The organism is Flagellimonas halotolerans, from assembly GCF_035818535.1.
Classification (GTDB): domain Bacteria; phylum Bacteroidota; class Bacteroidia; order Flavobacteriales; family Flavobacteriaceae; genus Flagellimonas; species Flagellimonas halotolerans.
Genome location: NZ_JAYKYV010000008.1, coordinates 19,258 through 42,959, shown reverse-complemented (window position 1 = coordinate 42,959; position 23,702 = coordinate 19,258). Strand labels below are relative to the sequence as shown.

Genomic DNA, 23,702 nt, shown 5'->3' with positions numbered 1-23,702 from the left:
TCGTGAATAAAGTGTAACCTCTGGGTTAAATTTAAGTGTATCACAATTTAAGGCATGTGCACTTCTATCGTAACAACACGCCTTTAATCGACCTTAACTTAAAGATTACTTCGGATTTTACCAAAGTTTTTTATCGGATGAACACGGGTTCGTTTTTCTTTACCGTATGTTCCTCGCTATAAAGATAGCCATCGTAGTCAAAATTCTTGATATCGTCCAGCGTTTCGGCTTCTGTGTCCAAGATATAACGAACCATGGAACCACGCGCTTTTTTGGCGAAAAAACTTATGACTTTCAGTTTATCGTTTTTCCAATCTTTAAAGACCGGTGCAATCACGGGAACCTTGAGGTTCTTATCGTCCACAGCGCTGAAGTATTCGTTGCTCGCTAAATTCACGAACAATTCGTCCTCCTCTAGTTCGTTGTTCAAGGATTCCGTAATCTGATCTTTCCAAAACTCGTACAGGTTCTTTTTACGACCCACTTTCAGTTGCGTTCCCATTTCCAATCGGTAGGGCTGCATCAAATCCAATGGCTTTAAAACACCATACAAACCGGACAAAATTCGCAACGTATCCTGCAAGCGGTCCAGTTTATCTTCTGGGATAGTATAAGCATCCAAGCCTTGATAGACATCGCCATTGAATGCATACACAGCAGGTCTCGCATTGTCAGCGGTAAAAGGACGTTTAAATTTTTGGTTGCGCTCCCAGTTTAAATCCGCTAGCTTATCGGAAATGGACATCAGTTTCGACAAAGCCTTTGGTTTTTTCTTTTTTAAGACGGAATTCAGTTTTTCCGCTTGCTCCAAAAATTGGGGTTGACTATATTTTGATGAGGGCAAAGCCGTATCGTAATCGAGCGACTTGGCCGGGGATATCACAATTTTCATCTTGTTCTAATTTTTTGTAAAAGTAGCGAGGATTTTACTTTTTAGGAAGGGTATTCCAATGGTGTTTTCAATCTTAAGATTGAAGAAAGCTATGATTCGTGGTGCTTGGAGTAGCCACGCCACTTTTCAATACCGTTCACCATGTCCTCGGGCAATTCGGAATCAAAGCGCATAAATTCGCCCGTCACAGGATGTTCAAAGCCAAGTGTTTTGGCATGTAGGGCCTGTCTGGGCAACACCTTAAAGGTATTATCCACAAATTGCTTGTACTTGGTAAAGGTAGTCCCCTTTAAAATTTTGTCACCCCCGTAGCGTTCGTCGTTGAACAGGGTATGCCCAATATATTTCATGTGCACCCTAATTTGATGCGTTCTACCTGTCTCCAGCTTGCAGGAAATCAGAGTAACGTAGCCAAAACGTTCCAATACTTTGTAATGGGTTACTGCTTCTTTGCCCTCGTCGCCTTCTGGAAAAACCATCATTTGCAGGCGGTTTTTAGGGTTTCGGGCAATGTGACCTTCCACAGTACCTTCGTCTTCTTCCACATTGCCCCAAACCAAGGCCACATATTCCCGCTCACTGGTCTTATCAAAAAACTGCTGGGCCAAATGGGTCATTGCGGATTCTGTTTTGGCAATCACTAACAAACCTGAGGTATCCTTATCGATGCGGTGTACCAATCCAGGCCTATCGGAGCTATTGTTCGGCAAGTTTTCAAAATGATAGACCAGCGCATTGATCAAGGTGCCCGAGTAATTGCCATGGCCTGGATGTACTACCATGCCTGCGGGTTTGTTCACCACCAAAAGCACGTCATCCTCATAAACAATGTCTAGGGGAATATCCTCGGGGGTAAGTAAAAATTCATAAGGTGGATGCTCGAACATCACTTTAACTTCATCGCCTGCCTTAACCTTATAATTCTGCTTTACAATAGAACCGTTCACCCAAATATGACCCTTTTTGGCAGCTTGCTGAATCTTGTTCCGCGTAGCGTTCTCAATAAAGTTCATTAAGAATTTATCCACACGCAAAGGCTCCTGACCTTTGGATGCTACAAAGCCATGATGCTCATAGAGCTCATCTTGAGACAGTTCATCTTGATTGTCCGGAGTGTTCATGTTTATTGGGAATCTGCCTGTACCCTAGCACTACCGGGTATGGTACCATTTCCGCAAATCAGCTCCACTTTGGAGGTTTTGGGCAGCTTATCTCCCGGTTTTATGTATTTCCCTTTGTATTTCATGTTGTACACCATGTCCTTGCCCAACTCATCAATATAGGTAACGCGCTCCACATCCAAACCTACGGCCCTGAGCATGGAAGCGGCATTGCGTTGGGTAACTTGGATAATATCCGGTACGGTCACCTTTTTATATCCAGAAGGGTTTACCGTAAAATATATTTTTCGGTTTGACTTCACCTTGTTCCCCGCGGGCGGATTTTGATCCAAAATGGAAAACCTGGGATACTCCGGGTTAAAGTTGGAAGAATCCAATACCTGATATCTAAGTCCTGCTTCCTCGACCGCTTTTCGCATCTCCATAACCGACATTTTGGAAAAATCCGGCACTTCTACAAATTCACCATGATTGGTGGTACTTTTGAGCCATTGCAAAGCAACAAACACCAAAACCAGAACGGCCCCTGCAGCCAATCCAAGTTGAATCAAAAAAGTCTTGCTTTTTAAAAAGTTGAAAAAATTCTTCATGTAGTTCACCTTAACGGAACAAATATAGGAAAGCCAACCCTTTTTTCTTTATTTTGGCTTTGCGATATTTTACAAGTCAATGAAAAAGAACATTGCCATAATTATGGGCGGCTATTCCAGTGAGTACCATATTTCCATTAAAAGCGGAAATGTGGTGCACAAATATCTGGATAAAAAAAAATACAATGCGTACCGAATCGTGATTACCAAAGAGAAATGGTTTTATTTGGATGCATCCGATAATGAGACGCCGGTCGATAAATCTGATTTTAGTATCATGGTCAACAGGGACAAGATTAATTTTGATTGTGTTTTCAACGCCATCCATGGAAGCCCTGGTGAAGATGGCCTAATGCAAGCTTACTTTGAACTTTTGGGCATTCCACAAACCGCCTGTAACCATTACGAAGCTGCGCTCACTTTTAACAAACGGGATTTGTTGAGCACCCTTAAACCTTATGGCGTGCCTTGTGCCACTTCTTATTATTTGAACAAAGGGCAATCGGTGGACGAAGATGCCATTGTGGACAAAGTTGGACTTCCCTGTTTTGTAAAGGCCAACAGAGCGGGCAGCAGCTACGGCGTATCCAAAGTGCACAAAAAAGAGGATTTGGCCAATGCCATTGATGATGCTTTTAAGGAGGACACCCAAATCATTATCGAATCTTTTTTGGACGGCACCGAAGTATCGGTTGGTGTGATTACCTATCAGAATAAAGTAACTGTGCTCCCTGCGACCGAAATCATCTCGGAGAACGATTTTTTTGACTTTGAAGCCAAATACATGGGGAAATCACAGGAGATTACACCGGCAAGAATATCCGAAAAGCAAGAATCCAAGGTAAGGCACATGGCAGAGTTTATATACAAAACCCTAGGATTGAAAGGCTACACCCGTAGTGAGTTTATTTTTATTGGTGATGTACCACATCTGCTTGAAATAAACACAACCCCGGGACTTACCGAGGAAAGCCTTCTGCCACAGCAGGCCAAAACCGCGGGAATTTCCCTGGAGGCACTTTTTGATAGCGCTATTGTTGAAGCTTTGCGATAGAAACCGTATTTTTAAAAAACTTTATTCCACAACATGAGACGCGCATTGTTTCCCGGTTCCTTTGACCCACTTACTTTAGGACATTACGACATTATAAAAAGGGGGGTCACCCTGTTCGATGAATTGGTGATTGCCATTGGGATCAATGCGGATAAAACATATATGTTTTCTCTGGAAGAACGTGTTAAATTTATAGAAGAGGCATTTAAAGACGAACCAAAAATCAAAGTGACCACCTACAAGGGAATGACCGTGGATTTTTGCAAAAAAATAGAGGCCAATTTTATATTGAGAGGATTGCGCAATCCAGCAGATTTTGAGTTTGAAAAAGCCATTGCCCACACCAACCGCAAACTGTCGGAAATCGAAACGGTTTTTTTATTGACATCTTCCGGCAAATCCTATATCAGTTCTTCCATAGTTCGCGATGTCATTAGGAATGGCGGCGACCATACTGGCTTAGTACCTGACACAGTTGTGGTCAAAAAATAGAAATCATTTCCTTTTTCAATAATTGACTGTAGGTAAAATCTTTCTTTTGTGAAATTTTCAAACCATAACTAACCCATCGAATACAACATTTATCCATGCTTTCACAACAATAAATCTATCTGACAATTCAATAATTATACATTTGGTCAGAAATTTCTTAGCGGTAGAACGTCTTTAAACATCCCCCGAGTTTTGAAAGCAGTTGAAAGAGTTGACCAATTTTATTTACTAAAACAGTTGCCAAAGGCAACCGCTCTACTTTGCAAGAAAGGCATCGTACAAGATGCCTCCTGTTCGTGGCTCGAAATTTTCAGCCAATCCTTACAAGACAAGAACCACCAAACGAAAATTTTTCCATTATATCCAGAGTTTTTAGACCTTGAGAAAAAGCTCATGGAGCACACCCCCTTTTCCATTAAACATAAAATAAAAAGCAGCAAGGGCACACGCCATTTGAAAAGCTATTTTGCCCCATGGTTCGATGAAAAGGAGAATGTGATCGGGACCATTGTCCAAACTGACGATATTACCTCCGAAGTTGAAAAAGAACAACAGATAGATTGGTTGAACAATATTCTGGAAACAAAGGTAGAAGTATCCAAAACCGGTTGGTGGGAGTATGAAATTGAAGAAGAGAAACTTACTTGGTGCAAGGAAACAAAACGAATCCACCAAGTTCCTGAGTGCTTCGAGCCAACCGTAATAGAGGCCTTAAATTTCTATAAACCAGGGTATAGCCGAAATAAAGCATCCATGCTTTTCCATAAAATTGCCCTAAGCCATCAACCGTATGATGCCAAGTTAATGATCGTTACGCTCCATGGTGAAGAAAGATGGGTCCGTATAACAGGAAAACCAATCATAGAAAACGGAAAAACAGTTAAGGTTTTTGGCACCATAAAGGATATACATGATCAGGTAACGGCCGAAACCACAGTAAAGGAACACCAACAATTGCTCTCCACATTGGTAGATAGCCTTCCATTGAATGTATATGTAAAAGATTTGGAATCCAGAAAAGTTTTGGTAAACAAAGGGGAATGCAAGTTTCTCAATAAAAAACCAGAACAAGTTATTGGTAAAACCGATTTTGACCTATACAGCGAAGAAACGGCCAAAATTTTTAGGGAAGAAGATCTTCAGGTGATGAAGCACTTAACTCCAATAATAGGTAAAGAGACCGCTAGCACGGTACATGGAAAAACCATTTATTTTCTTACATCCAAAATTCCATATTTTGACCTAGAGGGGAAGGTTTGCGGACTCATTGGAATGAGTTTGGACATTACCAACATAAAAAAGAAAGAGGAACAGTTGCGGAATTTAATAAATATCACCTCTATGCAAAACCAAAAGCTTATCAGTTTTGCACATATTGTTTCCCATAATTTGAGGTCGCACTCCGCTAATTTCTCCATGCTTCTGGGCTTTTTAAACTCGGAAAAGGATGCTGAAGAACGTAAACGTATTTTAAAAATGCTCTCACAGGCATCGGACAACTTGTTGGAAACCTTGGAAAACTTGAACCAAGTGGTGGACATCAATACCAAAACATCGGAAACAAAAACACCGCTCAATCTAAAAAACAATGTTCTAAAGGTACTGGAAAACCTTTCAGCCCTTTTGGAGGAAAACAAGTCCCAAGTCATAAACAATATATCGGAGAATATTGAGGTGAATTGTGTTCCTGCCTATTTGGACAGCATCATATTGAACCTTGTATCCAACGCAATCAAATATAAAAGCCCCAATAGAGAACCATTGATTACCATAAATGCCGTAAAGTCCAACGAAGGGATAATCTTGAGTATTTCCGACAACGGATTGGGAATAAATTTAGACAAATACGGCGACAAAATTTTTGGAATGTACAAAACATTCCACAATAGAAAAGATGCCAAAGGCTTTGGCCTATACCTTGTAAGGAACCAAATTGAGGCCATGGGCGGAAGTATAACAGTGCAAAGTGAAGTTGACAAGGGCACTACGTTCAATGTTTATTTTAATGAAGAAAGTTAGTTGTATTTTTATTGTGGACGATGATCCCATTACCGTATTTGGTATTAAAAAAATGTTGCGGACGGTTACTCATTGTGATGACGTTCAAATATTTCAAAACGGGCACGAAGCCTATGAGGCCATAAAGGAAAGACAAGAGAAAGGAGAAAATATTCCAGATGTCATTTTTCTCGACATCAATATGCCCATTATGGATGGCTGGGGGTTTCTTGATGAATTGATCGATCTAAATATCGATGAGCATGTCGTAATCAACATGATCACATCTTCCATAGATCCAGCAGATCACAAAAAATGGAACAGTTTCAAAGACAGGTGTCCACATATCCTAAACTTTAAGAACAAACCCATTTTTAAAATAGAGCCAGAAGACCTTGGCTGTATCAATGTGGCTTCTTAAATTATAATATTATGTATTTTTGGAGCTGCCAAACACAGGTTTTTGTGCGAACCAAAGTTCCCGTAATATTTTGAAGCATATAATTTTTTTAACGGCCCTTTTCCTTTTGGTCTCCTGCGAATCTGAAACGCAGGATGAGAAATCCTCGTACCCGACCCATTTTGAATTATCTGATGGAAAAGAAACGGCCACTTATGAACAAACCATTGACTATTACATTGCCCTTGCCCGTGAATTTCCCGAGATAAACATTCACACCATAGGCAAAACGGACAGCGGTTACCCACTGCACACAGTAACATTTAATCCAGAAGGGGATTTTAATTATGAAAATATCCGCAAGGAAAAATCCATCATCTTAATCAACAATGGAATACACCCGGGTGAAAGCGATGGCATAGATGCCACCATGATGCTTTACAGGGACTTGGCCACTGGCAAACTGCCCACACCCAAAAATACGGTATTGGTCACCATTCCCATCTATAATGTAGGTGGCTCGCTCAACCGTAACTCCACCACCAGGGCTAATCAAAATGGGCCATTGGAATATGGGTTTCGGGGAAATGCCCGTAATTACGACCTTAATCGGGATTTCATCAAAATGGACACCCAAAACGCCAAGACCTTTGCCCAAATATTCCATAGGGTAAAACCTGATGTTTTTATCGATAACCATGTGAGCAATGGAGCGGATTACCAATATACCCTGACCCATCTTTTTACCCAACACAATAAATTGGGCGGTAAAATGGGAGAATACCTGCACGATAGCCTGATGCCTAATCTTGAAAATTCCTTGACCGAAAAAGAATGGGACATCACGCCTTATGTCAATGTTTTTAATGTTCCGCCAGAAATGGGGTTCAGCCAATTTATGGACCACCCCAGATATTCCACGGGATACACCACACTTTGGAGTACCTTGGGCCTAATGGTGGAGACCCATATGCTAAAACCATACAAACAACGGGTCGAGGGAACATATGCTCTTATGCAAAGCTTGATTGAAGTGGTCGAGGCAGAACACGAGAACATAAAATCGCTTCGAAAGGAGACCTTGGAAAGCAACATGGACCTTTCCGAATATTACTTCAACTGGCAGGTGGACACCACAAAGTCCAGCATCCTCAATTTTAAAGGGTTTGAAGCTGAACAAATCACTAGCGAAGTAACAGGACTTCCAAGATTAAAGTACAACCGAGATAAGCCGTTCACCAAAAAAACGGTGTACCAAGATTACTTTTATCCAATGGACACAGTTAAAGTTCCAGAAGCCTATATCATAAAAAAGAGTTGGAAAAGGGTCATAGAGCGGTTGGATGCCAACAAAATTCAATATTCATCCATAGCACAAGATACCACTCTTTCTGTAGAAGTATACAAAATAGTGGATTTCAACACCAGAAACGCACCTTACGAAGGTCATTATTTGCATTACGACACCCAAGTGGAAAAAATCGTTAAAAAAGTTCATTTTAGGGAAGGAGATTTATTGATACCCATCCATCAATCAGGAATCAGGTATCTTTTGGAGACACTGGAACCACAAGGGGCCGACTCATTCTTTAACTGGAACTTCTTTGATAGCGTTTTGCAACGCAAAGAAGGGTTCTCCCCTTATGTTTTTGAAGACGTAGCCCTGAAAATGTTGCAAAAAGACTCTTTGCTGCTTCGGGAGTTTGAAATGAAAAAAGAAAAAGACCTTAATTTTTCCAACAATTGGTATGCACAATTGAATTGGATTTTTGAACGCTCCGTACATTTTGAAGAAGCCTACCTCACCTACCCTATATTCAGGATAGCGAAAAACAGCGAAGCTGCAGGCTTGTTATCTAATTAAAAAAAGGCCAATCATCGAACAATACCTTTATGTTATGATAAGAGTTCTTTAATGCTTTTTTGGTTTTTTTAGGGCCTTTCCACTTCACCTTTTTGATGCCTTCGGATTTTTCCGCCACCAATTTTCCGGTATAATCGGTCGACATAATAAACCAATGCGTCTGCTTCAATCGGTATTCCCCGTTCCTTTTAAATATATGGAACGTTGTATGAAGAAATCTTTCAATCACTAGATTTTTAACACCGGTCTCCTCCTCAACCTCTCTGATTGCGGCATTTTCTATGGATTCTCCCTTGTCCACTTTTCCCTTGGGCAAATCCCACTTTCCGTTCCTGTAAATAAAGAGAACCTTGCCCTTTTTATTGATCACAAATCCACCACCAGCAACCACTACTGGAATCTTGTGCATAAAAAGCTTCAGGATTTTTTTGTCATCAGGGTGGTACAGATACGCCTTTTTCAACTTCTTTTTGGACAAAAGTCGAATCGCCTCAACAATAGAATCACCATCCAACGAGAACAAATTACCGTTGGAATCCTGAGGGCGCTCGTTTGTTAAAATCAGTGGGGCCTCATTAACAAAAACTTCATACATTTGCGCAATGGTTTTAGATAAACAAATCGCAAAAAAAACAGCTGAGCTGCTATTACAAATTAATGCAATTAAGTTGGAACCTGAAAATCCTTTTACATGGGCTTCTGGTTGGAAATCGCCTATTTATTGCGATAATAGGATCATGCTCTCTTACCCCCAGGTGCGGAATTTTGTAAGGGAAGAAATAGCAAAACAGGTCGAGACCCTCTACGGCAAGCCCGATGTTATAGCCGGTGTGGCCACAGGAGCCATCGGGATCGGTATTTTGGTCGCAGAAGCTTTGGGACTTCCTTTTGTTTATGTAAGGCCAAAACCCAAAGAGCACGGTAGGCAAAATCAAATCGAAGGATATTTTGAACCCGGCCAAAGCGTTGTGGTCATCGAAGATTTGATCAGTACCGGAAACAGTAGCCTTAATGCCGTAAAGGCGCTCAAGGAACAAAAGGCGGATATTAAGGGAATGATCGCCATTTTCACCTACGGTTTCCCGGTATCCACTGAGAATTTTGAAAAAGAAGGCGTGGAACTCCATACCCTATCGGATTACGAAAACCTCATAGAGCAAGCCTCCGACACCAATTATATTCAAGAAACACAACTACAAACATTATTGGAGTGGAAATCCAATCCACAAGAATGGAAATAATATTTTACCATGCATATTGAAGCCTCAAAGAAGAAAGTAGCGAAAAGCGACAAAGAAGTATTTGAGTTCTTGACGGACATCAAAAACTTTGAAACGCTAATGCCCGACAATATTGACAAATTTGAAGTGTTGGACGAAAACACATTCAAATTCGCGTTAAAAGGCATGCCAGAGATCGTACTAAGGCTAAAGGAACAAAACCCGCACCACAAAGTTGTGCTGGGCGCGGCAAGCGACAAACTACCTTTTACATTAACTGCGGACATTGAGTCTTTAGGAGAAAATGAAAGCGAGGTGGCATTAAATTTTGAAGGAGAGTTCAATGCCATGATGGCCATGATGATCAAGGCGCCGATTACTAATTTTATGGGAACTTTGTCCAATAATCTGGACAAAATAGGTCAGTAAAGCAGGCTTACCTCTTTCAAATCAAATTCTTTAAATACCCTATCCTCCAATTCGAGCACCAATTTGCCCGAAGGGGACACCCTGCGGATATACCCCATAAACATTTCATTATCTACATTGGTAAAAGTTGATGGTTTATCTTTTTTGAAAAGTAATTTCTCGTAGGCTGGTAAAAGTTGATTGACCGTTTTTGTTTCTATCCCCTGAAGATAAGACCTGATACGTTGCAAAATTTTATGAAGCAGCTCATCTAGGTCAAAAGTTTGTCCCATTATTGATTTTAAAGATGATGCTTTCTCCAACCCCAAAAAATCCGTTTGGTTCACATTCAGGCCAATTCCGATAATGGAATGGGCTACCTTATCACCTTTTAGGACATTTTCAATCAAAATACCGCAGATTTTTATGGAACCTGACATAATGTCGTTGGGCCACTTTACTTTAACATTGGGTACAAAAAGTTCGTTCAGGGTATCGCAAACGGCCAAGGAAATTGCAATGTTCAAAACAAATTGGTGTTGTGCGTTAAACGTATAAAAAAATTTCAACACGCTAAAAGTGAGGTTTTTACCTTCATCGGATTGCCAAAAAGTTCCCATTTGCCCCCTTCCCTTAAGCTGCTTTTCCGCAACAACCACAGTATAATCCATGGGATTTTCCGAACGTAACAAATCCTTTAAATATGAATTCGTGGAGTCCGTGGCATTAAGTTTGAGTATTTGAAATTGTTTTCCCAATGTAATAAGCCTTTATGATTTGTTAAAAACTAGGGCTAAGAAAACAAAAAAAACATAACTTTGTAAAAAACTAAACTTTTTGAATGCAGAAAACGAAAGCTAGCGCAGATGAATTGATTGCCTTAATCCTAGAAGGAATAGAAGACGTTAAAGGAGTTGACATAAATCTACTGGACCTTAGGGAAATCGAAAATACAGTTTGCGACTACTTTATCATCTGTAACGGTACTTCCAACACACATGTAAACGCAATTGTTTCATCCATCCAAAAAAAGGTTAGCAAGGCCATACACGACAAGCCATGGCATGTTGAAGGCTCTGAAAACGCGGAATGGGTGCTGATGGACTATGTTAACGTTGTGGTACATGTATTTCAAAAACACATTAGGGAATTTTATGACATTGAGGGACTTTGGGGCGATGCCAAGGTCACTATGGTGGAAAGCAGTTACAATTCTTAAGAAAAAATGGCAAAAGAAAACAACCCGAACAATAACACTCCGAAAAAACCACGTTTTAGCTCGTGGTGGATATATGGTGTGGTAATCGCCTTGATCATTGGCTTCCAATTTTTTGGTGGAAGCAGTTTATCAAGTACAGAAAAAACCACAACCTCTGAATTACAGGAATTTTTGCGCAATGGTGATATTTCCAAAATCGTCATCATTACAAATACACGTCAAGCCAAGGTATTCCTTACCGAGGAAGCACTTAACAAAGATGTACATAAAGGCGTGGCCGAAAAGCCCTTGTTCCCTTCAACAGGATTGGTACCCCAATATGTGTTGGATTATGGTGATCTGCAGATTTTCCAAAACGAAATCACGGAAATCAAAAAAGAGAACAATCTCGATACCATTGTTGAGTTTGATACGGAATCCAACGTAATTGGCGAAATATTCTTGACCCTGCTTCCATTTGCCCTTATTATCGGTATTTGGATCTACCTGATGCGCAGAATGTCTGGTGGTGCAGGTGGAGGCGCAGGCGGACAAATTTTCAACATTGGAAAATCCAAGGCCAAATTGTTCGATGAAAAAACAGACACCCGCACCTCTTTTAAAGATGTGGCAGGTCTCGAAGGAGCCAAAGAAGAAGTACAGGAAATTGTAGAATTCCTTAAAAATCCTGACAAATACACTTCATTAGGTGGTAAAATACCAAAGGGGGCCTTATTGGTAGGTCCACCCGGAACCGGTAAAACATTATTGGCAAAAGCCGTGGCAGGTGAAGCCAAAGTACCTTTCTTCTCGCTATCAGGTTCCGATTTTGTTGAAATGTTCGTAGGCGTTGGGGCATCAAGAGTGCGCGATTTGTTCAAACAAGCAAAGGACAAATCTCCAGCCATTATTTTTATTGATGAGATTGATGCCATTGGACGTGCAAGGGGAAAAAACAACTTTACAGGTTCCAACGATGAGCGCGAAAACACCCTAAACCAGTTATTGACCGAAATGGATGGTTTTGGCACCAATACCAACGTTATTGTGCTTGCCGCTACCAACCGTGCCGATGTACTGGATAAGGCATTGATGCGTGCAGGACGTTTTGACCGTCAAATTTATGTTGACCTGCCCGACCTGAACGAAAGAAAAGAAATTTTTGAGGTACACCTTCGCCCCATTAAGACCGCTGAAACCTTGGACTTGGACTTTTTGGCCAAACAAACCCCTGGTTTCTCCGGAGCCGATATTGCCAACGTTTGCAACGAAGCTGCCCTTATCGCAGCCCGTAAAGAGAAAAAAGCAGTGACCAAACAAGATTTCTTGGATGCCGTGGATAGAATTGTTGGAGGTCTGGAAAAGAAAAACAAAATCATCACACCTGAGGAAAAGAAAACCATTGCATATCACGAAGCTGGACACGCAACGGTAAGCTGGATGTTGGAACACGCTGCACCTTTGGTGAAAGTTACCATTGTTCCCCGCGGACAATCCTTGGGAGCTGCATGGTATTTACCCGAAGAACGTTTAATTGTACGTCCAGAGCAAATGTTGGACGAAATGTGCGCCACTATGGGTGGTAGGGCAGCGGAAAAGGTGATGTTCGATAAAATATCCACAGGTGCGTTGAGCGATTTGGAAAAAGTAACCAAACAAGCCCGCGCTATGGTCACTATTTATGGGCTAAATGATCAATTGGGGAATATTACCTATTATGACTCATCTGGACAGAACGAATATGGGTTTACCAAACCATATAGTGAGCAGACTGCTCAAAAAATTGATCAGGAAATTTCCAAAATGATTGAAGAGCAATATCAAAGAGCTATTAAATTGTTGGCAGACAACAAGGACAAGCTTACCGAACTTGCCGAAAGACTTTTGGACAAAGAAGTTATTTTTAAAGACGATCTGGAAAAAATATTTGGTAAAAGGCCTTTTGAAAAAGAGGAAGAAAAACTTGAACCCGCAGAATAAACCGTTGATATATAAAGTTTAATCAAAAGAATTATATTGATTCAGTAGCAAAGAACACAATGCCATAAATGGGAGTTTTTAAAAAACTTTTCGGAGGAGGAAAAAAGGTTTCCAAGGAAACTGCGGAGACCCGTGGCGACCACATGCCCGATTTAAAAATTCCCGTAGATGAGAAATTCACCATCTACTTTAAAAAAAATGGCGGAAAGTTTATTTACTGTGAAGACTTTGCCGAAATATCCGAAGCTCTCAAAAACATTGTTTCCGAAAACGATTGGCAAAACCATCTTTTCTATTCCATGGATCCAAGATTGGAAACCCGTTTTGCTTCAGAAAATATAGATTTCACGGACAACCGTAACAAAAGTGAGATTTTCTTCACCACTTGTGAACACCTTGTTGCACACAATGGTTCCATTTTGGTATGCTCCAATCAAATCAAGGAAAAAAAATTAAATGAACTCCCTTCCAATTTGGTGGTGTTCGCCACTACCAGTCAATTGGTGGATTCCATAAGCGAAGCTCTCAAAACAATTAAAGAACGTTATCAAAATAATATTCCCAATAACATTACCACATTAAAGCACTTTCAAGCTACCGAGGAAAACAAAGATGACTTCCTTTCCTACGGAAGTGCCTCAAAAAATGTATATCTTTTACTCCTAGAAGATTTCTAAATACATGAAAGAAATTTTAAGACGCTCCATAACAGGGGTGATTTATGTGGTACTTCTGCTAGGCGCGGTATTTTTAAGTTCGGACGCTTTCGACTTTCTTTTTATGGCATTTGGATTGGCCTGCCTTTATGAATACAAGCGTATAGTCCGCCTTAAGGGGTATTATATGTTTGCAGCCTATTTGGCACTTTGGTGGGTTTTCATCTACCTGAACAACGATAGCACAGCAGTAAATTTGTTGATGCTTTGCACCATAACAGTGGACCTAGCACTGTTAATGTTCCTGTTTTCGAAAAAACCGAAAAAATTCAATAACCTTCAAAAATTCATCATCGGCCTTTTTTACATTGGTGGCGGATGTATTTTTTTGACCATGATACCGTATAAACATGATGAGTTTGCCCAATTTTTGATCATGGGCATCTTTATTTTAATATGGGTAAACGACACATTTGCCTATTTGGTCGGAAGAACTTTGGGCCGTTCAAAATTATTTCCTGCAGTTTCACCCAAAAAAACTATTGAAGGTTCTGTAGGAGGTCTTATTTTTGCACTGGTGGCCGCTTACTTTTTATCCTGGTACGAAACAAGGCTTTCTGTAACAGAGTGGATGGCAATGGCCTGTTTAATAGTGGTCGCAGGGAGTTTGGGCGATTTATTGGAGTCAAAATTCAAGCGAATGGCCGGGGTAAAGGATAGCGGAGCTATTTTACCCGGGCATGGCGGAATTTGGGACCGACTGGATAGCTTGGTGTTCGCTGCGCCTTTTGCTTATTTCATTTTAACTATATTCTCCTATGTTTCATAAAGAGGGGCAAAAAATTATTATCGCCACTTTTTTTCTAGTGGTAGCTGCCGTATTGGTCGCACAGTATTATATCGATGTGGAATGGATTCGTTTTGCCGTTCAAATAGCCGCATTGTTTTTTTTGATTGCAATTCTGCAGTTTTTTAGAAACCCAAAGAGACTGGTCACGCCCAATTTTGATGAAATTCTGGCCCCCGTTGATGGTAAGGTCGTTGTTATCGAAGAAGTTGATGAGCCCGAATACTTTAAAGAAAAAAGAAAACAGGTATCCATATTTATGTCGCCCACCAATGTACATGTAACCCGATACCCCGCCAGTGGCACGGTAACCTATTCCAAATACCATCCTGGAAAATATTTAGTGGCCTGGCACCCAAAGTCCAGTACCGAAAACGAACGCACCACCATAATACTGCACACCCCTAAATTTGGTGAAATAGGGTACAGGCAGATTGCCGGTGCCATGGCCCGTAGAATTGTAAACTATGCCGAAGAAGGCGAACAAGTAACACAAGGCGATGATGCCGGCTTTATCAAATTTGGCTCCCGTGTAGACCTCTTATTGCCGCTTGATTGTGACATTACCGTTAAATTGAACCAAAAAGTAGTTGGGGCGCGCACCTGTATTGCCTCTATAAGACCGTTGGATGATTAACGAAGACCTACACAAAAGATTTAACGATGCCGTTGACTTTGTCAACGGCTACACCGACCCGTTGCCCGCGGATCTTCTGCTAAAACTCTATGCCTATTTCAAGATAGCAAACAAAAACTTTGACAATCCTGGCAGTAGAACACCATTGATCAACGCTTTTAAGGCAAACGCATTGTTCCAAGCCAAAAGAATTAGTGAGGAAGAGGCCATGGAGAAATATGTGGAATTGGTGGAGAAAGAGCTAAAAACACTCTAAGAAGCCAAATCCGTAGCAATAAACGACTTCTCAAAGTAGGTAAAGTAAATACCTCCAAAAATGGTGATCAAAAAATAAAAAGCTACAAGATAACTTCCCATGGAAAAGTACGCATTGATTCCGAACCAGTCCTCAGTAAAATAAATCAACACCAATCCCCCTACCCCTCTGATCACTTCAATCCAAACGGCATAATTTTTACCGTCCATTAAGGTGGTGTAGCCATAAATACCCACAAAAATAAAAGCACCGAACAACAAGAGACCATCAAAACCAATATCCGAATAGTTGTAGAACATAAAAAGCATTAAAATAGTGGTAATGGCCAGTTGAAAAAGAGAATAACCTTTAAGGGAAGAGGACGCTTGGGGTTTATACTTCCTAAAATTATATACATTCTCAATGATGGCGACAGGGTATTTCACTTTTACATCCTGTGGACGCCAACCCGTTGGCATAAACCAAATGCGCAATTTGTCCCAATAGCTTTTTGTGCGCCATGCATCCTGCATCAACCTCCATACATGCTGAAAGTTGATAATAATGGGATTCCAAGTGTTTGCCGGTTTCAATACCCCGTATTGTGGGGGCACTTCATCCAATTCCTCTTGAAACGTTCCAAAAATTCTGTCCCAAACACAAAAAATCTGTCCGAGGTTTTTATCAATATACTCTTTATTGATGGCATGGTGCACCCGATGTTGTGAGGGAGTAACGATTACATATTCCAAAAAACCCAACTTCCCAATATACTGAGTGTGGTACCAAAATTGGGCAAAAAGATGGATGGGAGCCAAAATGGCAATCACTTGGTCCGGAACACCCAAGAGGGCTGCAGGAATCAATAAAAGTGCATAATAGCCCAACAAATTGGAAATAGGTTGACGAAGCGCACAGGCCAAATTAAACTCCTCACTGCTATGATGAATTACATGCTGGTTCCAAAAAAAGTTAATGTGATGGCTCAACCTATGATTCCAATAGCCTGCAAAATCCAACGCAATAAAAGCCACCACCCAAACCAACCAGGTCGCTTTGATTTCCACCAAAGCCAAATGTTCCAATAAAAAGGGATAACTCACCAGAATGATTACAAGCCCCAAAGAATCTTTAACCACATTGGTCAAACCCGAGCTAAGGCTGCTCACGGTATCCATTAGATTATGTTTCTGGTCCTTTACAAATCGACCATAAAGTATTTCAATAAGCACCAGGCCTATAAAAAACGGTGTGGCATATAACAATGCCATTGCATACGATTCCATTTCCAAAAATTAAACTTTGCTCGATGCAAGAATGGGATTATATGCCTTTAAGTTACTCTAAATTTTTAAATAATTGAATATCGTTGGCATCCGTTAAATCTGGAATGTGTTCGGAGCGTGGTATACAAAGTACGCTCTGCGGTTCTTCACTTACCAAAACGGCCACCGCTTTGGGCAATTCCTTTTCATCCCGAACAGAATCAATGGGACATTTTTTTAAATAGGGATATATTTCCGCTCCAGAAAAACTAAAAATGTTCATGCTTACCCGAAGTTCGCCTGAAGCATCTTTATATTTGGGTACATCCGCTATATTTGGTTTCTCGATGATTTCCTTCAAAAATCCATCAGAAGAAATGTCCATTACGGCAAATTTGGCAATACGCTCTTCGGTATAATCAAAACCCGAGCTACCGTAACTGATCAAGGCGTGCGGTGCTGTCCGCTCCACCCTCAAATTCATCAAAGCGCCAACAGAATAAAGATTATCCCCATTGCAAACGGTGAAGGTGGTCTGTTTCAACTCTGGGTATTGATCTAAACATTGCTGGAGCGCATCTGCGGTTCCCAAAGGTTTTTTTCTTCCCTCGGGCACGCTTTGGACTGCCAAAAAAACTTCCAACCCTGCAGGAAGATCCTTATTATCAATCAAACTTTGAAATGCTTGGTTCCCGGGACTAGTGATCAAATACAGTTTGGCGTATCCTGCCTCCACGGCATTCTGTACCAAGTAATACAAGAAGGGCCTGCCATTTTTCCCTACGGGAATCAAACTTTTATGGGGGATTTTGTCCATGATCCCTTTTTGATCCTCCTTATTTTTTAAACTCCGCTTCATTCGGGAAGACGCCCCTCCCACCATAATGATCAAACTCGTATTCTCCATTGTAATCAACTTGTTAGTTCTACAGCATACACCGCTTTGGCACCTTTGTCCAAAAACGCCTGTTTTACCTGTTCCTCGACAGCATCAGTTACCATGGCCGCCATACATCCTCCACCTCCAGAACCGATTATTTTTGTTCCCAGTGCCCCTGCATCACGAGCAGCATCCATCATCTCAATCATTTCCGATGGTGTATTCTTGATTTGATTTTGAAGAATGGTTTGGTGCCGGTTCATTAAATCTCCCAAAGTTTGTGGATTGGGAGCAGCTTTCAAAAGCTCTTCCTTTGCTTGTAATGTGATGTGATAGTTGTATATGGTAGAGTACCAATACCCCTGAAGCTCCTCTGGCACCAAGTCGATGTATTTTTCATAATCACCCAAACATGATTCTTCCAAAACAAATTCAGGATGTACCTTTTTAACGGCGCCCACCGCATTTTGTGCGTACACCCGTGCATTTTTGAGCACTTCCAGGGTCTTTTTGGGCACGCCCGATTCAGCAACCAACAGTTTGCCCAAATCAGCATTCAAACGTGTGCTTTCCCCACTTTGGGTGTCGATATAAATAAGTCCTTTTTGAGCGATGGTGTACTGATCCATTAAACCTCCGGGTTGGTCAAAGAACAGCACTTCGGCCTCATACGCCCATCTTCCTATTTGATAATCGCTGATTTCTTCCGATTTTCCCTGTGTTGCCACCAAAAAACGAATCCAGGCCACTACCAAGGCCGAAGAACTGGAAAGCCCTGCATTCACGGGAATGTTTCCTGAAATTTCGATGTCGTAACCTTGGTCAAGTTGGAAACCTTGCTCTTTTAAAATTGCCATTACCGACTTGAAGTAATCATCGGCTTGCACTTGTTTCAAATCATCATCCAAAGAAATGGACAATTCGTCCTTTAAATCCAACAGCTTCAAAAGGTATTTTCTATCAGAATTCGGAATCGCCTTTAAATTGATGAAGCGGTCAATGGTTCCTGCAATTACGGGTAATCCCAAATAATCTTGATGGTCCCCGTAAAAACAGATTCGGGCCGGGACTTTTATTTCGATCATTAATCTTTACTGCTTAACTTATTATTTCCAGTGGTGCTGTTTCTTTCCAATTGCCCCTTGTAAAGTCTGGAAAAGGCTGTGGTGCACCACCACTTGCTACGGAGCGTTCACTTAATGGCGCAACTGCGCTCCACAAACATCCTTCGTATACATTTTGGTCCAACGGAAGTCCTTTTTGCAGGCATTCCACGATTCGATACACCATAATACCATCCATCCCTCCATGTCCACTGCCCTTGGCAGCTTCGTTTAATCGTTTGTAGAGCGGATGGTCATATTTTTCATATATTTTTTCGAGTTGTTCCCCTTGAACCCAAGAATGGTGGTCTTCCGTGAGTCCTTCCACTCCGCCTTCAATAGCCACCCGGGTCGGAAATCCTGCCAACGCACCTTTGGTTCCCTGCACCAAATTTAATCGGGAATAGGGTCTTGGGCTGGTTTCGTCCCACTGTACCATGATGGTTTTACCCATGGCTGTTTTAATGATGGAAGTGTTCAAATCCCCTCCTTTAAAATCGAGTTGGTTCCATTTATGATTGGCTGGATAATTTTTTTCTGCATACAGCTCGCGTCCTCTTGCGGGTGTAGAGAAAGATACCAAACTGCCAAAGGTATCTTCTTGTCTCGCCAAGCTCATATATTGGGCAACAGGGCCCAAACCGTGGGTGGGGTACAAGTTTCCGTTCCGTTTGGCATAGTGGGGCGTCCTCCAAGAACCCGTGCCCCGTTCCTGCTCTTCCATTTGCCAGCGTAGTTCGTGAATGTAAGCTGCTTCGCCGTGCAAAATTTCACCGACCAATCCTTGCCTGCACATATTGAGGAACATCAGTTCATCACGGCTGTAATTAACGTTTTCAAGCATCATGCAATGTTTTTGGGTGCGCTCGCTGGCATCCACAATATCCCACATGTCTTCGATGGTGGTAGCGATTGGCACCTCAACAAAGGCGTGTGCCCCGTTTTCCATGGCCCCAATGGCCATAGGTGCGTGATTTACCCAGTTCGTGGCAATAAACACCACATCGGGCTTTACCTCTTTGAGCATGGTACGCCACTTATCCTCATCGCCCCAGTATTGGGCAATATTTGTATGTCGGTCTGGTCCGCTGGCCTCTTTTACCCATTGGGTCTTTTCTTTTACCAAATCCTGGTATAAATCACAGATGGCGACGACTTCAGTTCCTTCCAAAGCAGCAAAAAACTTGGCATGGGTTCCTCCTCTGGCTCCTACCCCTATAAATGCAGCACGCACCTTTTCTAGTTTAGGTGCGGCAAATCCACCCATGTAAGTTGATGAAAGCGGTCTTTCTGAATTGGCTTTTAAATACGTTGGAGCTATAGAGATTGCTGCCGCAGTCAATGAGGTTTTTTGGATAAAACTTCTTCTATTGAGGTTTTTCATTGGTAATTGTATTGTTGGTTCTAATATTTTCCAAAGTATGAAAAATAATGATAAAAGAGGAGCTCTAGAAGCTTGTTATCTGTCAGTTCGAGTGCCCAACTGCCGGACGGGCAGGCAGTCGACAACCAAAAGTAAGTTGATAATCAACGGGTTTCGACTTTAGTTTATCCTGAGCGTAGCCGAAGGCCTCAACCTGACAAATTTAAACTTTTGTTGCTTTTTATACACCCTCTTTTCAAAATCATTCCTATTTATAACCAAAGGTCATTTTAAACTGGCCAAACTCTTTTCCAAGGTTTCAATCTTGGCCTCGGCATCGGCTGCTTTTTTGCGTTCCATGGCCACCACCTTTTCAGGGGCATTGTTCACAAAACGCTCATTGCTCAACTTCTTTTCCACAGATTTTAAAAATCCTTTGGTGTAATTCAGCTCTTCGGTGATCTTGGCAATTTCGGCATCCACATCGATGGTTCCGCTGATTGGAATAAAATATTCGTTGCTCTTTACCCTAAAGGTCAATGCACCCTCCAAACCAGTATCCACTGCCTCCATTTTTGACAGATTTCCTAGTTTTAGAATGATGGCGTCCATTTGATCGCCTACTTTCTCACCATTAAACATAAAGAGCTCCAAAGCATCCTTTTGAGGAATATTTTTCTCTTTTCTGATGGTCCGTATCCCAGAAATTACCTCGGAAGCAAATTCAAACTCGGCAATTAGGGCTGAATCCACTCCTTTAGCTTTTGGCCATTGCGTTACAATTAACGCATCTTCGGGGGTACGCTCGGCGATATGTTGCCAAACTTCTTCCGTTAAGAAAGGCATAAATGGGTGCAACAATTTTAAGTTTTCCTCGAAAAGACGAAGCACTTCGTTGTAGGTTGCTTTATCGATCGGTTTTTGATACTCTGGCTTTACAATTTCCAGCAACCAAGAGCAGAAATCGTCCCACACTAATTTATAGGTAGCCATCAAGGCATCGGAAATACGGTACTTGGAGAAATGGTCTTCAATTTCCATCAGGGTCTGATTGAACTTTGCCTTGTACCATTCAATTCCCTTTTGTGCAGCTTCGGGCTGTGGAATATCCGCCACTTCCCAACCTTTTACCAATCGGAAAGCGTTCCAAATTTTATTGGCAAAGTTGGCTCCTTGCTGGCAAAGTGCCTCATCAAACAACAAATCGTTACCGGCAGCCGAACTCAATAAAAGTCCAACACGAACACCATCGGCACCAAAATCGGATATCAATTGCAGGGCATCGGGTGAATTGCCCAATGATTTGGACATTTTTCTGCGTTGCTTGTCACGAACCAATCCGGTCAGGTATACATTTTCAAAAGGCCGTTTTCCTCGGTATTCGTATCCGGCCATGATCATACGGGCTACCCAGAAGAACAAAATATCGGGTCCCGTAACCAAGTCACTAGTTGGATAATAATAATTCACCTCTTCATTGTCCGGCTCCAAAATGCCACCGAAAACACTTATGGGCCACAACCACGATGAGAACCAGGTATCCAAAACATCGGGATCTTGGCGTAAGTCGGACATTTTAATCTTTGGATTCTTGGTTTTTGCCAATTCCAATGCTTCGCCCGGAGTTTCGGCCACCACGAAATCCTCCTTGCCATCCCCATAATAATAAGCGGGAATTTGCTGTCCCCACCACAATTGACGGGATATGTTCCAATCGCGTATGTTTTCCATCCAGTGGCGGTAGGTATTCTCAAATTTGGATGGGTACAATTTTACATCTTTGGTTTCCAAAACGCCTTCGATGGCAGGTTTGGCCATGTTTTCCATTTTTAGGAACCATTGATCCGAAAGTCGTGGCTCGATTACGGCCTTAGTCCTTTCAGATGTACCCACTTTGTTGGTGTGCTGCTCAGTCTTTACCAGATATCCCTTTTCATCCAGTTCTTTGACGATTTCTTTACGCACCACAAAACGGTCTTTCCCTTCGTAATGAAGTCCAAATGAGTTCAGGGTTGCGTCCTCATTAAAGATATCAACTACGTCTAGATTGTACTTATCTCCCAGATTTTTATCGTTCTCGTCGTGTGCAGGGGTTACTTTTAAGCAACCTGTACCAAATTCAACGTCCACATATTCGTCTTCAATGATAGGAATTACCCTATCACAAATAGGAACAATGGCCTTTTTACCTTTAAGATGACGGTATCTGTCATCGTTTGGATTGATACAAATAGCGGTATCGCCCAAAATAGTCTCTGGACGGGTGGTGGCAATGGTCACTTTTTCATCGGATCCCTCTATGGCGTAAGATAAATAATATAGACTGCCTTGCCTTTCTTCATAAATCACCTCTTCGTCGGAAAGTGTAGTCTTGGCCTCTGGATCCCAATTCACCATTCGATACCCTCTGTAAATCAGCCCTTTGTTATATAAATCAACAAAAACTTTGATCACTGAGGCGGACATATCGTCATCCATAGTAAATTTGGTGCGGTCCCAATCACAGGAGCAGCCCAGCTTTTTCAATTGTTGGAGAATCACACCTCCATATTCGTTGGTCCAATCCCAAGCATGCTTTAAAAACTCATCGCGGGACAATTTTGATTTGTCGATGCCATCGGCTTTGAGCTTGGCGACCACTTTGGCCTCGGTGGCGATAGAGGCATGGTCCATTCCCGGCACCCAACAGGCATTTTTCCCCAAGAGTCTGGCTCTTCGGATAAGAACATCTTGTATGGTATTGTTGAGCATGTGCCCCATGTGAAGCACACCAGTAACGTTTGGTGGCGGAATTACTATGGTATACGGCTCCCTTTCATCCGGTTTGGAGCTGAAATATTTATGCTCAGACCAGTAGGCATACCAGTGCTCTTCAACCCTTTTTGGGTCATATTTTGATGGAATCTCCATTTTTCGGTACAGTTTTTGTTAAATTGGACTGAGATTGGATTTTTGAAGGGAAAGCTAAATGTTAATTTTTACGCTATTCTTCGGGTGAGAGCCAATCCAGAAATACGAAACAAAAATAAGTAACGTTATTCTATAACAAAAGAATTTTGGATGCAGGTATCAAAACATCTACATTTGAAGTTCACCCAAAAACCAAAAATGATGAAAAAAACTGTACTCATGCTGTTTGTAGGGCTTTTATCCTTAGGGGTTTACGCTCAGGAGACTGCTAAAATCGAATTTAAAAGCGAGACCATTGATTACGGAGAAATCGAGAGAGGTAGCGATGGTGTTCGTGTTTTTGAATTTACCAACACTGGTGATGCCCCCTTGGTAATCAGCAACGTTAGGTCTAGCTGCGGATGTACTATCCCTAAAAAGCCAGAAGAGCCTATTATGCCTGGAAAAACTGGTAAAATAGAAGTGAAATATGACACCAACAGAATTGGCCCCATTAGAAAGGCCATTACCGTGACCTCCAATGCGGATACGCCCACAAAAGTTTTGAAAATTAAGGGTACCGTCAAAAATCCAGGAGCGAAATAAGGAA

24 protein-coding genes are annotated in these 23,702 nt (G+C 41.6%); 14 read left to right on the top strand and 10 right to left on the bottom strand.

What is annotated here, in order from left to right; all coding sequences use genetic code 11:
• Positions 1-130: 130 nt before the first annotated feature.
• From yaaA to VM932_RS10840, 3 genes are all read right to left on the bottom strand, one after another.
• Complete coding sequence (gene yaaA, locus VM932_RS10850; RefSeq protein ID WP_326278825.1) at positions 131-892, bottom strand: peroxide stress protein YaaA; 762 nt, start codon at positions 890-892, stop codon at positions 131-133.
• Positions 893-981: 89 nt separating this feature from the next.
• Positions 982-2,013 carry an RluA family pseudouridine synthase gene (locus tag VM932_RS10845; RefSeq protein WP_326278824.1) on the bottom strand — a complete coding sequence of 344 codons (1,032 nt, stop codon included), beginning with the start codon at positions 2,011-2,013 and terminating at the stop codon, positions 982-984.
• A gap of 2 nt (positions 2,014-2,015) precedes the next feature.
• Positions 2,016-2,603, bottom strand: coding sequence for a PASTA domain-containing protein (locus VM932_RS10840; RefSeq protein WP_326278823.1), 588 nt, complete (start codon positions 2,601-2,603; stop codon positions 2,016-2,018).
• Positions 2,604-2,682: 79 nt separating this feature from the next.
• Here VM932_RS10840 and VM932_RS10835 point away from each other — a divergent pair, with 79 nt between their 5' ends.
• The 5 genes from VM932_RS10835 to VM932_RS10815 all read left to right on the top strand — a co-directional run bounded on the left by VM932_RS10835 (position 2,683) and on the right by VM932_RS10815 (position 8,411).
• Positions 2,683-3,657: a D-alanine--D-alanine ligase gene (locus VM932_RS10835; RefSeq protein ID WP_326278822.1), complete on the top strand. Its 975-nt coding sequence runs from the start codon at positions 2,683-2,685 to the stop codon at positions 3,655-3,657.
• Positions 3,658-3,690: 33 nt separating this feature from the next.
• Positions 3,691-4,149, top strand: coding sequence for a pantetheine-phosphate adenylyltransferase (gene coaD / locus VM932_RS10830; RefSeq protein WP_326278821.1), 459 nt, complete (start codon positions 3,691-3,693; stop codon positions 4,147-4,149).
• A 192-nt stretch (positions 4,150-4,341) separates the two neighbouring features.
• A complete protein-coding gene (locus VM932_RS10825; protein WP_326278820.1) occupies positions 4,342-6,168 on the top strand; it encodes a PAS domain-containing protein in 1,827 nt (608 codons plus the stop codon).
• The gene (locus VM932_RS10820) at positions 6,155-6,568 is read left to right on the top strand and encodes a response regulator (RefSeq protein WP_326278819.1); all 414 of its coding nucleotides are present in this window, start codon (positions 6,155-6,157) and stop codon (positions 6,566-6,568) included. The genes VM932_RS10825 and VM932_RS10820 overlap by 14 nt, the downstream gene beginning before the upstream one ends.
• Before the next feature lie 70 nt (positions 6,569-6,638).
• A complete protein-coding gene (locus VM932_RS10815; protein ID WP_326278818.1) occupies positions 6,639-8,411 on the top strand; it encodes a M14 family metallopeptidase in 1,773 nt (590 codons plus the stop codon).
• On the opposite strand, the gene VM932_RS10810 is transcribed toward VM932_RS10815, so the two are convergent.
• Positions 8,404-9,006: an NUDIX hydrolase gene (locus tag VM932_RS10810; protein ID WP_326278817.1), complete on the bottom strand. Its 603-nt coding sequence runs from the start codon at positions 9,004-9,006 to the stop codon at positions 8,404-8,406. The two genes, VM932_RS10815 and VM932_RS10810, sit on opposite strands and share 8 nt — an antisense overlap.
• Before the next feature lie 7 nt (positions 9,007-9,013).
• On the opposite strand from VM932_RS10810, the gene pyrE reads away from it, so the two are divergent.
• The gene (gene pyrE, locus VM932_RS10805) at positions 9,014-9,652 is read left to right on the top strand and encodes an orotate phosphoribosyltransferase (RefSeq protein WP_326278816.1); all 639 of its coding nucleotides are present in this window, start codon (positions 9,014-9,016) and stop codon (positions 9,650-9,652) included.
• A 9-nt stretch (positions 9,653-9,661) separates the two neighbouring features.
• Positions 9,662-10,060, top strand: a complete 399-nt coding sequence (locus VM932_RS10800) for an SRPBCC family protein (protein WP_326278815.1) — start codon at positions 9,662-9,664, stop codon at positions 10,058-10,060.
• Here VM932_RS10800 and VM932_RS10795 read toward each other — a convergent pair.
• Positions 10,054-10,797: a biotin--[acetyl-CoA-carboxylase] ligase gene (locus tag VM932_RS10795; protein WP_326278814.1), complete on the bottom strand. Its 744-nt coding sequence runs from the start codon at positions 10,795-10,797 to the stop codon at positions 10,054-10,056. The genes VM932_RS10800 and VM932_RS10795 overlap by 7 nt on opposite strands.
• 83 nt (positions 10,798-10,880) lie before the next feature.
• Between VM932_RS10795 and rsfS the strand changes: the two genes are divergently transcribed.
• From rsfS to VM932_RS10765, 6 genes are all read left to right on the top strand, one after another.
• A complete protein-coding gene (rsfS, locus tag VM932_RS10790) occupies positions 10,881-11,258 on the top strand; it encodes a ribosome silencing factor (protein WP_100817468.1) in 378 nt (125 codons plus the stop codon).
• 6 nt (positions 11,259-11,264) lie between these two features.
• Positions 11,265-13,217: an ATP-dependent zinc metalloprotease FtsH gene (ftsH, locus tag VM932_RS10785; RefSeq protein ID WP_326278813.1), complete on the top strand. Its 1,953-nt coding sequence runs from the start codon at positions 11,265-11,267 to the stop codon at positions 13,215-13,217.
• Positions 13,218-13,285: 68 nt separating this feature from the next.
• Positions 13,286-13,894 carry an LUD domain-containing protein gene (locus VM932_RS10780; RefSeq protein WP_326278812.1) on the top strand — a complete coding sequence of 203 codons (609 nt, stop codon included), beginning with the start codon at positions 13,286-13,288 and terminating at the stop codon, positions 13,892-13,894.
• Between the two features lie 4 nt (positions 13,895-13,898).
• A complete protein-coding gene (locus tag VM932_RS10775; protein ID WP_326278811.1) occupies positions 13,899-14,702 on the top strand; it encodes a phosphatidate cytidylyltransferase in 804 nt (267 codons plus the stop codon).
• A complete protein-coding gene (locus tag VM932_RS10770) occupies positions 14,692-15,357 on the top strand; it encodes a phosphatidylserine decarboxylase family protein (RefSeq protein ID WP_293168691.1) in 666 nt (221 codons plus the stop codon). The genes VM932_RS10775 and VM932_RS10770 overlap by 11 nt, the downstream gene beginning before the upstream one ends.
• Positions 15,350-15,613 carry an acyl-CoA-binding protein gene (locus tag VM932_RS10765; RefSeq protein WP_326278810.1) on the top strand — a complete coding sequence of 88 codons (264 nt, stop codon included), beginning with the start codon at positions 15,350-15,352 and terminating at the stop codon, positions 15,611-15,613. Before VM932_RS10770 ends, VM932_RS10765 begins: the two co-directional genes overlap by 8 nt.
• Here VM932_RS10765 and VM932_RS10760 read toward each other — a convergent pair.
• The 5 genes from VM932_RS10760 to VM932_RS10740 form a co-directional block, all read right to left on the bottom strand.
• Positions 15,610-16,878, bottom strand: coding sequence for a sterol desaturase family protein (locus VM932_RS10760; protein WP_326278809.1), 1,269 nt, complete (start codon positions 16,876-16,878; stop codon positions 15,610-15,612). The genes VM932_RS10765 and VM932_RS10760 overlap by 4 nt on opposite strands.
• A 52-nt stretch (positions 16,879-16,930) precedes the next feature.
• Positions 16,931-17,764, bottom strand: a complete 834-nt coding sequence (locus VM932_RS10755) for a sugar phosphate nucleotidyltransferase (RefSeq protein ID WP_326278808.1) — start codon at positions 17,762-17,764, stop codon at positions 16,931-16,933.
• A 5-nt stretch (positions 17,765-17,769) separates the two neighbouring features.
• A complete protein-coding gene (locus VM932_RS10750; RefSeq protein ID WP_326278807.1) occupies positions 17,770-18,822 on the bottom strand; it encodes a GHMP family kinase ATP-binding protein in 1,053 nt (350 codons plus the stop codon).
• Positions 18,823-18,835: 13 nt separating this feature from the next.
• Complete coding sequence (locus tag VM932_RS10745; RefSeq protein WP_326278806.1) at positions 18,836-20,224, bottom strand: Gfo/Idh/MocA family protein; 1,389 nt, start codon at positions 20,222-20,224, stop codon at positions 18,836-18,838.
• A gap of 264 nt (positions 20,225-20,488) precedes the next feature.
• Positions 20,489-23,113, bottom strand: a complete 2,625-nt coding sequence (locus VM932_RS10740) for a valine--tRNA ligase (RefSeq protein ID WP_326278805.1) — start codon at positions 23,111-23,113, stop codon at positions 20,489-20,491.
• Between the two features lie 198 nt (positions 23,114-23,311).
• Between VM932_RS10740 and VM932_RS10735 the strand changes: the two genes are divergently transcribed.
• On the top strand, positions 23,312-23,698 hold the full coding sequence (locus VM932_RS10735) for a DUF1573 domain-containing protein (RefSeq protein WP_428979740.1): 387 nt from the start codon (positions 23,312-23,314) through the stop codon (positions 23,696-23,698).
• Positions 23,699-23,702 lie beyond the last annotated feature (4 nt).